Source organism: Streptomyces amritsarensis (assembly GCF_001953875.1).
Taxonomy (GTDB): Bacteria; Actinomycetota; Actinomycetes; order Streptomycetales; family Streptomycetaceae; genus Streptomyces; species Streptomyces amritsarensis.
In genome coordinates, this window is the sequence record NZ_MQUR01000090.1 from 18,483 (window position 1) to 29,572 (window position 11,090).

Sequence of the window (11,090 nt, forward strand, 5' to 3'; positions counted from 1 at the left end):
CCGCACGTCAGCGCTGTCCAGCCGCTCCAGCCCCGTCCAGCCCCGTCCAGCCGTCCAGCCGTTCGGAGATCCACCCGTGACCGCCTTCGCCCCCGACTCGCTGGTCCTGAACCGCAAGCTCCCGCTCTGGTATCAGGTCTCGCAGTCCCTGCGCGCCTCGATACTGGGGCGCACCCCGGACGCCTCGCTGCGCCTGCCCACCGAGGAGCAGCTCGCCGAGCACTACGGGGTGAGCGTGCTGACCATGCGGCAGGCGCTCAAGGAGCTGGAGGGCGAGGGTCTGATCAGTCGGCACCGGCGGCGCGGCACCTTCATCGAGCCGGGCGCGCTGCGCAGCACCCCGGTGCGGCTGCTGGGCTCGGTCGACGCGATCGTGGCCCAGCAGTCGGGCGAGCGCACCACGGTCCTCGGCCACGGGCGCACGCCCGTGGCCGGGGAGCTGCTGGACCACTTCCCGGCCACGTCCGAGGTGGTCACGTACCGGCGTCTGCGGCGCGACCGCGAGAGCGGCGAGCCGACCAACTGGGCGGAGAACGCGGTCCTGCCGGAGTTCGCCGAGGCCGTCGACGTCGCCGATCTGGAGCGCTGGCCGATGACGAAGGTGCTGCGGGACGTCGTGGGGGTGCGTATCAGCCGGATCACGGACACCGTGGAGGCCCGGCTCGCGGACCCGGAGACGGCCGACCTGCTCCAGGTGCCGCTGCTCAGCCCGATCCTGCACTACACGGGCGTGACCTACGCCGAGGACGGCCGGGTGGTGGATGTGGCGCGGATCCGCTACCGGGGCGACCGGTTCTCCTTCACGGTGACGGTCGACGCGCACTGACCCCGACCGGCGCCGTCACCTCCCACACCGCTCCTGCACCGCTGCGGGCCCGCCGTCACTTCTTCTCGTCGTCGGCGGTGCGCTCGCCCTCCGCCTGGGACGGTGTGGTGCGCATCGTCTGGGGGTGGCGTTCCTTGCGCTGGGCCTCGTCCATGTCCTCGTCGAGGCGTTCGCCCTCGGCCTGGGACGGGGTCGAGTATTCGTCGTACTGGCTCATGACCGTCTCCTCGGTCGATACCGTACGTATCCATACATAAGGAGCGTAGCTCGTCGGCTTGGACGCAGCCCGGCCATCAAGGCCCGTCGCTACCATCGGCGGCGTGAGCGCTGACACACCGCAGCCGTGCCCGCTGCTGGACGATCTGATGCCCTGGGCCGTGGGCGGCCTGCGCCTGGGCCGGGACTGGGTGGCCGCGCCCGACCCGGCGGCCCTGCGCACCCGCTGGGCCGTCCTGGCAGGCTCCGAAGGCGCCGAGCGGGACCGGCTGTTCCGCCCCAGCCGCAGCCGCACGCCCACCGCCTCGGCGGCCGCCCTGCCCGGGCAGCGCTCGGCGGCCACGGCCCGCTTCGCCGACGCCCCCGGCCCCTGCCCCGACCCGGTACGGGTACTGCGCGAGCCCTTCGACGAGCAGTGGCTCCTGCCCGACCAGCGGCTCATCGACACCGCGCGCCCGGAGCTGTGGCGGGTCCGCGACGAGCACCAGCTGTTCCTGCTGGAGACCCCGGATCCGCTGGTCACCGCGCACCTCCCGGCCGGCCGGCTCGGCCGGATCCGCCCCCTGCACCGGCGGCCGGGCGGCGCCGAGCCGAACCTCGCACCCGGCCTGCTGCCGCTGCTGGGCGAGCGGCACGGCGGCCGGGTGACCCCCGAGGACGTCCTGTGCTGGATCCTGGCGGTCGGCCGCCCCGGTCCGCGGGGGTACGAGGTGCCGCTCGCGGCCGACCGCGGGCGCTGGCGGGCCGGGCTGGAGCTGGGGCACCGGCTGCTCACCGTCCAGCTGCGCGGGGCCCGCGGCGGGGAGGCACCCCGGCTGCCCGGCGGGCGCCGCCCGTACGTGCGCTCCGCGGTCGGGGGATGGCCGCGCGAGCTGTCCTACGACGCGGAGACCGAGACGCTCGGGCTGGGGAGCGGCACGGTCTCCCCCGTGCCGGCCGCGGCATGGGAGTACGAGGTGCAGGGCGTGCGGGTACTGGAGGGCTGGTTCGCCGCCCGAACGGCGCACCGCGGGCCGGAGGCCGACGGGCTGGCGGCGCTGGGCCCCGCCCAGTGGCCGCAGAGCTGGACCTCGGAACTGCTGGCGCTGGTGACGACGCTGGCACTGATGGCGGAACTGGCCCCGGAGCGGGCCGCGTTCCAGCCCGGTCCGGGCCTTTCGGCCGCGGAGCTGCGCACGGCCGGGGTGCTGCCGCCGCCGGCCTGGAGCCGGCGCCCGGCGTCGGTGCTGGACCACCAGGAGGAGGGCCCGGGCGGCCAGTTCGCCCTGTTGTGACCCGCCGCGGCCTGCTGTGCGCCAGGGCGGGCAGGGGTGCGCCGCCAGTGCGCGTACGGCCTCGCTCCCGCCGCCCGGCAGCGCGCCGAGGCCCCCCACGGCGAGCCGCTGCACCGGACACGCGGCAGGCCGCCGGGCCGGCCTGCGCGGAGGGCGGTGGTGGCGGCCGGGGTCATGTGCCCCAGGCGCCGAGCAGCCGGGTCACCGAGCGGTCGAAGACCGCGGCCATGTCCAGGCCCGCACCGGGGACCGGCCCGCTGCCCGACACGGCCGCCGCCAGCCGCGGGTACTCGCCCGTGGCCAGCCGCGAGGCGAGCCAGGCCGTCCGCACGCCTTGCTCCTCGGCCTCGCTCCAGGGCAGCGCGCGGGCCCGCTCGGCCAGTGCCAGCTCCCCCGCCACGTAGGTCGCGACGGTGCCGTTGACGGCGGCGACGAGTTCCAGCTTCTCGGCGTCGGGCGCGTCCAGCGGCGCCAGGTACTCCAGGCTGTGCTCCAGGTATTGCAGGGCGTTCGGGCTGAAGCCGTACACGGGGGTCAGCAGGCGCGGCAGCCATGGGTGGCGGTGCATCAGCGCACGCGTCTGGCGGGCGAGGGCCAGCAGATCGGCCCGCCAGTCGCCGGTCGGCGCGGGGAACTCGTACTCCCCGCCGACCGCGTCGACCATGAGCTCGTAGAGCTCCTCCTTGCGCGGCACGTAGTTGTAGAGGGACATGGTCCCCGCGCCGATCCCGGCGGCGACGCGCCGCATGGAGACGGCGTCGATCCCCTCCGCGTCGGCGATCCGCACGGCCTCCGCCGCGATCGACTCGCGGCTGTGCGCGGGCCTGGGGCCGCGGCCGGCCCGCTGGGGGCGGGACCAGATCACTTCGGGTTCAGCGGGTCGCCCGCCGGCTGTCATCGCTCAGATCACCTCGTCGTCTCGCACACCATCTTAGTTACGTACGCCGTACGTAATGCGCTACCGTGGCCCGCATGACGACTACGTACGCTGTACTTAGTGAAGGTCTGGAGAAGAGTTACGGGCCGGTCCACGCCCTGCGCGGGCTCGACCTCGCCGTCCCCGAGGGCTCGGTCTGCGGCCTCCTCGGCCCCAACGGCGCGGGAAAGACCACCGCCGTCCGGATCCTCACCACCCTCACCGCACCCACCGGCGGCCGCGCCCTCGTCGCCGGCCACGACGTCACCCGCGACCCGGCGGCCGTCCGCCGCGCCATCGGCGTGACCGGCCAGTACGCCTCCGTGGACGGGGACCTGACGGGCCGCGAGAACCTCCGGCTGTTCGCGCGCCTCGCCGGACTGCGGGGCTCCGCGGGCCGCTCCCGCGCCGACGCGCTGCTGGAGCGCTTCGGGCTGGGCGAGGCCGCCGACCGGGTGGCCGCCACCTGGTCCGGCGGCATGCGCCGGCGCCTGGACCTGGCCGCCGGCCTGGTCACCCGCCCCCGGGTGCTCTTCCTCGACGAGCCGACCACCGGACTGGACCCGGCCGCCCGCGAGCACATCTGGACGGCGGTGCGCGCCCTGTCGGAAGACGGCACCACGGTGCTGCTGACCACCCAGTACCTGGAGGAGGCGGACCGGTTGGCCGACGACGTCGTGGTCGTCTCCGAGGGCCGCGTCCTCGCCGGCGGCACCCCCGCCCGCCTCAAGGCCCGGATCGGGTCCCGCGCCGAGGTCGCCGTCACCGCGCGGGAGGAACTCGCGGGCGCGGCCGCCGTACTCGACCGGCTCACCGGCGGACGGCCCGTGCTCGACGAGGAACGGCTGACAGTCGGCGTGACCGTCCTCGACCCCGGGATCTCCCTGCCGCGGATCATCCGCGAGCTCGACACCGCCGGCGTCCCGGTCACCGACGCCCGCCTGCGCCCACCCACCCTCGACGAGGTGTTCCTCCGCCTCACCCGTGCACACACCGCGACGGGCACCACCGGCCGCGAGCAGGAGACCGCCGCATGAGCACGCTGCTGTCCGACGGCGGGGCCGTCCTCACCCGCCAGCTCCACAAGGCCCGGCACGCCCCGGCGCTCCTGGTCCTCACCCAGACCATGCCGATCACGATGCTGCTCTTCTTCGGCTACGTCTTCGGCAGCGCGCTCGCCATGCCGGGCGCCGAGTACCGGGAGTTCCTGGTGCCGGGGCTGCTCGCCGCCACGGCCGCGAACGGCCTGATGACCGGCATGTTCACGGCTGCGCAGGACGCCCACCGCGGGGTGATGGACCGCTTCCGGACCCTGCCGATGAGCCGCGGCGCCGTACCGCTCGGGCAGACCGCGGCCGACCTGCTCACCACCGCCGTGTCGATGGTGCCGCTGATGCTGGTGGGACTGGCGATGGGCTGGCGGATCGAGAACGGCCTGCCCGGCGCACTGGGGGCGCTGGGCGTGCTGCTGCTCTTCCGCTTCGCCACCGCCTGGGTGGGCACGTACCTGGGCCTGCTGAGCAGCAGTGAGGAGGCGGCGGGCCAGTTGGGCAGTGCCACCTTCATCCTGCCGATGCTCTCGAGCGCGTACCTGCCGACCGCCGGCCTGCCGGGATGGCTGCGCACGGTCGCCGAATGGAACCCGATCAGCGCCGTCGCCACCGCCGTGCGCACACTGTGCGGGAACGCCGGTGCGCGGGCCGGGGCGGACGCCGCCTGGCCCGCCGCGCATCCGGTGGCCGGGGCGCTGCTGTGGTCGGCGCTGCTCCTCGCGGTGTTCGCGCCCCTGGCCACCGGCCGGTTCGCCCGCGGCGGGGCCCGGGAGCGGTCCTCATAAGCGATCAACGGCGCATATCGGCCGCCGAGTGGTGACAGACCCCCGTCCGACCCGGTAGGCAGGGCTTCATGACCACCGAACCGCTGCCCCTGGACGGCATCACCGTCGTCGCCGTCGAACAGGCCGTCTCGGCCCCCTTCGCCACCCGTCAGCTCGCCGACCTCGGCGCCAGGGTGATCAAGGTCGAGCGTCCCGACGGCGGCGACTTCGCCCGTGGCTACGACACCGCCGCGCACGGTCTGGCCTCGCACTTCGTGTGGGCGAACCGGGGCAAGGAGTCGATCGCGCTCGACCTGAAGGACCCGCGCGGACGTGAGGTGCTGCACGGCCTGCTGGCCGGCGCGGACGTCTTCGTGCAGAACCTCGCCCAGGGGGCCGCCGCCCGCCTCGGGCTCGACGCGGCCGCACTGTGCGCCCGCTACCCCCGGCTGGTCGCCGTGGACGTGTCCGGCTACGGCGCGCAGGGCCCGTACGCCCACAAGCGCGCCTACGACATGCTCGTGCAGTGCGAGGCGGGGCTGGTGTCGGTGACCGGCACCCCGGAGCAGCCCGTCAAGGCGGGGATCCCTGCGGCCGACATCGCGGCGGCCATGTACGCCTTCTCCGGGGTGCTGGCCGCGCTGCTGCGGCGCGGGGTCACCGGGCGCGGTGGCCGGGTGGAGGTGTCCATGCTGGACGCGCTGGCCGAATGGATGGGGCACCCGCTGCACCACACGATGCACGGCGGGGAGCAGCCTGTGCGCACGGGCCTCGCGCACGCGGTGATCGCCCCGTACGACGCCTACGCGACGGCGGACGGGGACCGGGTGCTGCTGTCGGTGCAGAACGACCGTGAATGGCGGCGGCTCGCACAACAGGTGCTCGACCAGCCGGAGTTGGCCGAGGATCCGGCGTACGCGACGAACACGGCGCGTACCGGGAACCGGGAGAAGACCGACGCGGTCGTGGCGGAGGCGCTGGGCCGGCTGGGCGCGGACGAGGCGATCACCCGGCTGGAGGCGGCGGGCATCGCCTGCGCGCGGCTGAACTCGGTGGCCCGGCTGGCCGAGCATCCGCAGCTCGCGGCCCGGGACCGGTGGCGGGAGGTGGGTTCGCCGGTCGGTCCGCTGAGGGCCCTGCTGCCGCCGATCGGGCTGCCGGGCGGCGCGGCACCGCACATGGGTGCGGTGCCCGCGCTGGGTGAGCACACCGATGACCTCTTGCGCGCCCTGGGGATGGCGGGCGCACAGATCTCGGAACTGCGCCGGGACGGTGTGATCGCGTAGGGCCGGGTGGCCGGAAGCCGGGAGGGCGAACGGCCGCGGGTGCGGGGTCTGTTACGAGCGGCGGCTGCCGAAGAGCGTGCGACGCAGACGGCGCAGCGGCGCGAAGAGCGAGACGCGCGCGCTCCGGCTCCGCAGACGGTGCGTGTGGTCGCGGGAGGTGAGCTCGCGCATCAGCAGCGTCGCCTCCGCGGTCTCCCGGTGCGGGACGGCGGGTCCGCCCAGCACGGCGAGGTGGCGGTCGAGGCGCGAGCTGGTCGCACTGCTGCCGCAGGTGATGGCAGGCACGCGTGGCGGCCTGCTGCGCATTGCTATCTGTTCCATGATCTCTCCCCACCCGTACGAGGGCACCCGGCCCGGGCAGGTTAACCCTAACGCCCCCGCGTTGCCCGCGGGTATCCCGGTGGTGTGAATTACCCCTGTGGGCACCGGGAGTTGACGGTTACTCAGCGGAGTTGTCCGTTACTCTCCGCACAGAAGCCGACGCGGACATCACGCTCCGGAAGAGCTCTGCGCAAGTCTCGTCACGACAGGCGCCACTCGCCGCCCGCTGCGCTAACTTGGAGTGACCGCTTGATGACACATGGGCGCACAGAAGCATTCGGGGGGCTCGTGTGAGTGAGGAATCCAACTCCGGCCGTGTCATCTCCGGCCGCTACCGGCTGCTGGAGCAGATCGGCCGCGGCGGCATGGGCGTGGTGTGGCGGGCCCGGGACGAGGTGCTGGCCCGCGATGTCGCCGTCAAGGAGGTACGCGCACCCGCCGGGCTGGACACCGCCGAACTCCAGCGCATGTACCGGCGCCTGGAGCGGGAGGCCTGGGCCGCCGCCCGGGTCTCGCACCGCGGGGTGGTCACCGTCTACGACGTGGCCTCCGAGGACGGCCGGCCCTGGATCGTGATGGAACTCGTGCGCGGCCTCTCGCTCGCCGACGTGCTGGAGGCGGAGGGGCCGATGACCCCGCAGCGCGCCGCGCACATCGCAGAGCAGGTGCTGGCCGCGCTGCGCTCCGCGCACGATGCGGGGGTGCTGCACCGGGACGTGAAGCCGGCCAACGTGCTGATCGCCAACGACGGCCGGGTGGTGCTCGGCGACTTCGGGATCGCGAGTGTGGAAGGGTCCTCCGCCATCACCATGACGGGCGAGGTGGTCGGCTCCCCCGAATTCCTGGCCCCCGAGCGGGCGTTGGGGCGCGAGCCGGGTCCCGGGTCGGACCTGTGGTCGCTCGGGGTCATGCTCTACGCCTGCGTCGAGGGGGTCTCGCCGTTCCGGCAGGCCACCGCACTGGACACGCTGCGGGCCGTGGTGGACGAGGAGCCGCCCCCGGCGCGCCGGGCCGGTCCGCTGGAGCCCGTACTGGCGGGGCTGCTGCGCAAGGACCCCGCGGAGCGGCTGGACGCGGCGGAGGCGGCCCGGATGCTGCGGGTGGTGGGGGCGGGCGGAGCCGTACGGGCCGCCGGCGGGCCGGTGTCGGGTCCGGCCGCCCCGATGCCGACGGCCCGCCTCGGGCACGAACCGCGCGGCGGCGGCCGGCCGTCCGGGCCGTCGCCGGCTCGCGCACCCGAGCCGTTCCCGGCGAGCGGGCCGGTGCCCGCGGCCGGGCCCGGGGAGGGCCGGGGCGCGGCCGGGCCGGTGCTCTTCGCCGGGATCGCCGTGCTGCTGCTGGCCCTGGCCGCGCTGGGCTGGGTGCTGTTCGACGAGCTCGGGGACGAGGGCGGCCGCAGCGGGACCGGGGGCGCCCCGACGGGCCCGGCCACCACCCCGGCCGCCACGGCCCCCACGGCGGTTGCGCCGACGTCCGCGCCCGCGTCGGCCTCGGCCCCGCCCTCGCCGACCGCGGGCCACCACGTCTCGGTGTACGTGGACGCGGTGCGGACGAGGTACACCGGGAGCTGTCCGCCGCCCGCCGGGCACGCGCCCGCCTTCAGCGCGACGGTCGAGGTGGAGCGGGTCCCGGTGGTGCTGGAGTATCGCTGGGCCACGCGGAGCGGCCGGACGTCCGGTCCCGGCTGGCAGTCCGTCACCTACGAGGCGGCCGGGCCGAAGAGCCGCAGGCTGGAGCACACCGAGCTCACGCACGTGCCCGGTGAGGTCTTCGAGGACGCGGTCCGGCTGGAGGTGCGGGGACCGGCGGAGGTCGCCACCGACTGGGTGGCGACCTCCGTGGCGTGCGAGAGGGCGACCCCGTCGGGCGGGGCCTCCTCCCCCGGTGCGAGCCCGTCCCCGGTGTCGCCGACGGCGAGCGCGGCGGCGACCCCGGAGGCGGGCGGGTCCGATCAGGCGGCGTTGGTCAGGACGGGCAGGTAGCCGCCGGACTGCCCGGCGGCGGTCGGGTGGTAGGACTCGGCGATGTTCAGCCAGTTGACGCTGTGCAGCCACGGGCTGCCGGAGCAGATCTCGTGGCCCGTGAAGGAGCCGGCGACCGAGGCGAAGGTGAAGCCGTGGTTCGCGGCGCGTTTGGCGATGGCGGCGTTGAGGTGGTCGGCCGCGCCGTTGATGGCGGCGCGCTCGCCCTCGGTCAGGCCCGCCGTGCAGGTGCCGTTCAGCTTGTAGAAGCGGGGATAGCCGAGGACGACGACGCGGGCGGCGGGTGCCCGGCTGTCGATGGCGTTGTAGACCTGGTCGAGGAGGCCGGGGAGGGTGGAGTCCACGTAGGCCTTGGCCTGGTTCACGCGGTTGAGGCAGGTGGATTCGGTCTGGAGCACACAGGTCGTCATGACGTCGGCGAAGCCGGCGTCGTTGCCTCCGACGGTGATGCTGACCAGGTCGGTCCCGGAGTTGAGGGGGCCGAGCTGGCCCGAGAGCACGTCACCCGTACGGGCGCCGGAGCAGGCGGTGAAGGCGAAGGTCTGCGGGGAGTGGGCCGCGGCCCAGAGGGCGGGGTAGGCGCGGGTGGTGCGCTTGCAGTTGCCGCTCGCGCCGTCGTAGTTGCCGGCGCCGAGGCCGGAGGAGTACGAGTCGCCGAGGGCGACGTAGCCGAAGTCGGCCTGGGCGGCGGCCGCTTGGCCGGCACCGAACAGTGCGGTGCCCGCGGCGAGTAAGAGGGAGGAGGTCAGGGCAGCGAAGCGCGACATTCTCATGCTCATGTGTGCGGCTCCTTGTGGGGGTTACTCCTGAGTCCGTGGTACAAGCAGCCGGGGATTGCCGGAAGTGTCCATGCCAAGAATGTTCGGGGCAGAGTTGCGGCCCGAATCTTCACCCGCCCTGCGTTTGAAGAGGGAACTTGGCACCCGATCCGGCGAAACACGGGTGCACGAGGGCACCTCGTGCCGGATCATGGGCGCCATGCCAGCCAACCCGCATGACGCGCTGCCGATCCGGCTCAACGTCGACGACAGCGATTCACCGTCGGACGTCGTCGACGCTCTGTTCCTCGGCCGGTTCGCCTCGGGCGAGCAGCCGTACTCGCACAGCGTGTCGATCGAGCGGGTCAAGGCGGAGGCGACGCTCCTGCCGCCGGAGGCCACGGTGTTGCGCTCGGCGCGCGACAGCGACCGCAGTGCCACCCTCGCCGAGGGCGAGGGCTGGACCATGCTCGTCTCCCGCTGGAGCCGGGGCGCGGACGTGACGGTGACGGCCGTCAGTGACGAACTCGCCGCCGGCGTGCTCGGCCAGGCCACCGAGGGCGTGCAGGACGAGCCGGAACCGCAGCCGGAGAACGTCACGATGGGCTTCTGGTACGTCTCGCCGCGCCGCGGCCCGTACCGGACGACCCGCCAGATCGCGGCCGGGACGTGGGCGGAGGTGCGGCCGAACTACACCGCGCCGGTCGCCGGGGCGATGGACCGGCTGATGAAGGTGACCCCGGACGACATCGCGGGCCGGCTGCTCCTGCTGCACGGGCCGCCGGGCACGGGCAAGACCTCCGCGCTGCGCACGCTGGCCCGCTCCTGGCGGGACTGGTGCCAGGTGGACTGCGTACTGGACCCCGAGCGGCTGTTCAACGACGTCGGCTACCTGATGGACATCGCGATCGGCGAGGACGAGGGCACGGCGAAGGGCCGCTGGCGGCTCCTGCTGCTCGAGGACTGCGACGAACTGATCCGCGGCGAGGCCCGGCACACGGCCGGCCAGGCGCTGTCGCGGCTGCTGAACCTGACGGACGGCCTGCTCGGGCAGGGCCGCAACGTCCTGGTCGGCGTGACGACCAACGAGGACCTGGAACGGCTCCACCCGGCGGTGGTCCGCCCCGGACGCTGCCTCGCCCGCATCGAGGTCGGCCGGCTGACCCACCGGGAGGCGGTGGACTGGCTGGGCACCGACGAGGGCGTCCCCCGCGAGGGCGCCACCCTGGCCGAACTCTTCGCCCTGCGCCGCGGCACGGGCCCGGCCGCGGTCCTGCCCGCGCAGCCCCACTCGGAGGCGGGCCTCTACCTCTAGCCCCGGCGGTGCCCGGCCGCCGGCGCGTTCGTACGAGGGGCGCGGCCTCCGCCGCCCCGGACCGCCAGGCCGGCGCGCCGACGGGCCGACGGGCCGGGGCCGCAGGACCGGAAGGCGCAGGCGGCGGGCCGCCGAGGCCAACGGACCCGCAGGCCACCCCGCCACCGAGCCGCCAAAGCCCCGGGCCGGCAGGGCCAGGGCCGCAGGACCGGGGGCGCAGCCGACGGGCCACCGAGCCGCCGAGGCCACCAGCCCCGCGGGCAACCCCGCCATCCAGGCCGCCAAAGCCCCGGGCCGGCAGAGCCAGATCCGCAGGACCGGAAGCCGCAGGCGGCAGGCCGCAGGACCGGAAGCCGCAGGCGGGCAGGCCGCAGGACCGG

Annotated in this window: 11 protein-coding genes; 7 read left to right on the top strand and 4 right to left on the bottom strand. The window is 74.7% G+C overall.

What is annotated here, in order from left to right; translation table 11 throughout:
* Positions 1–76: 76 nt before the first annotated feature.
* Entirely contained in the window at positions 77–826 is a 750-nt protein-coding gene (locus AVW11_RS28715; protein WP_030853242.1) for a GntR family transcriptional regulator, read from the top strand.
* Between the two features lie 55 nt (positions 827–881).
* Here AVW11_RS28715 and AVW11_RS37855 read toward each other — a convergent pair whose 3' ends face one another.
* Positions 882–1,043, bottom strand: coding sequence for a hypothetical protein (locus AVW11_RS37855; protein WP_167344737.1), 162 nt, complete (start codon positions 1,041–1,043; stop codon positions 882–884).
* 148 nt (positions 1,044–1,191) lie between these two features.
* Between AVW11_RS37855 and AVW11_RS28720 the strand changes: the two genes are divergently transcribed.
* A complete protein-coding gene (locus AVW11_RS28720; protein ID WP_158076169.1) occupies positions 1,192–2,316 on the top strand; it encodes a type ISP restriction/modification enzyme in 1,125 nt (374 codons plus the stop codon).
* Positions 2,317–2,488: 172 nt separating this feature from the next.
* Here the strand turns inward: AVW11_RS28720 and AVW11_RS28725 are convergent, their stop codons facing one another.
* Positions 2,489–3,214, bottom strand: coding sequence for a TetR/AcrR family transcriptional regulator (locus AVW11_RS28725; RefSeq protein ID WP_076046468.1), 726 nt, complete (start codon positions 3,212–3,214; stop codon positions 2,489–2,491).
* Between the two features lie 74 nt (positions 3,215–3,288).
* On the opposite strand from AVW11_RS28725, the gene AVW11_RS28730 reads away from it, so the two are divergent.
* The 3 genes from AVW11_RS28730 (at position 3,289) to AVW11_RS28740 (ending at position 6,334) form a co-directional block, all read left to right on the top strand.
* Positions 3,289–4,269, top strand: a complete 981-nt coding sequence (locus AVW11_RS28730; protein WP_060179984.1) for an ATP-binding cassette domain-containing protein — start codon at positions 3,289–3,291, stop codon at positions 4,267–4,269.
* On the top strand, positions 4,266–5,069 hold the full coding sequence (locus tag AVW11_RS28735; RefSeq protein ID WP_076046469.1) for an ABC transporter permease: 804 nt from the start codon (positions 4,266–4,268) through the stop codon (positions 5,067–5,069). The genes AVW11_RS28730 and AVW11_RS28735 overlap by 4 nt, the downstream gene beginning before the upstream one ends.
* 68 nt (positions 5,070–5,137) lie before the next feature.
* Entirely contained in the window at positions 5,138–6,334 is a 1,197-nt protein-coding gene (locus AVW11_RS28740) for a CaiB/BaiF CoA transferase family protein (protein ID WP_076046470.1), read from the top strand.
* Positions 6,335–6,385: 51 nt separating this feature from the next.
* Here AVW11_RS28740 and AVW11_RS28745 read toward each other — a convergent pair whose 3' ends face one another.
* Entirely contained in the window at positions 6,386–6,655 is a 270-nt protein-coding gene (locus tag AVW11_RS28745) for a hypothetical protein (RefSeq protein ID WP_076046471.1), read from the bottom strand.
* A gap of 290 nt (positions 6,656–6,945) precedes the next feature.
* Here AVW11_RS28745 and AVW11_RS28750 point away from each other — a divergent pair, with 290 nt between their 5' ends.
* Complete coding sequence (locus AVW11_RS28750; protein WP_076046472.1) at positions 6,946–8,637, top strand: serine/threonine-protein kinase; 1,692 nt, start codon at positions 6,946–6,948, stop codon at positions 8,635–8,637.
* On the opposite strand, the gene AVW11_RS28755 is transcribed toward AVW11_RS28750, so the two are convergent.
* Positions 8,607–9,410, bottom strand: coding sequence for an SGNH/GDSL hydrolase family protein (locus AVW11_RS28755; protein WP_076046476.1), 804 nt, complete (start codon positions 9,408–9,410; stop codon positions 8,607–8,609). The genes AVW11_RS28750 and AVW11_RS28755 overlap by 31 nt on opposite strands.
* A gap of 205 nt (positions 9,411–9,615) precedes the next feature.
* Between AVW11_RS28755 and AVW11_RS28760 the strand changes: the two genes are divergently transcribed.
* Complete coding sequence (locus AVW11_RS28760) at positions 9,616–10,710, top strand: DUF5925 domain-containing protein (RefSeq protein ID WP_030853268.1); 1,095 nt, start codon at positions 9,616–9,618, stop codon at positions 10,708–10,710.
* Positions 10,711–11,090: the final 380 nt, after the last annotated feature.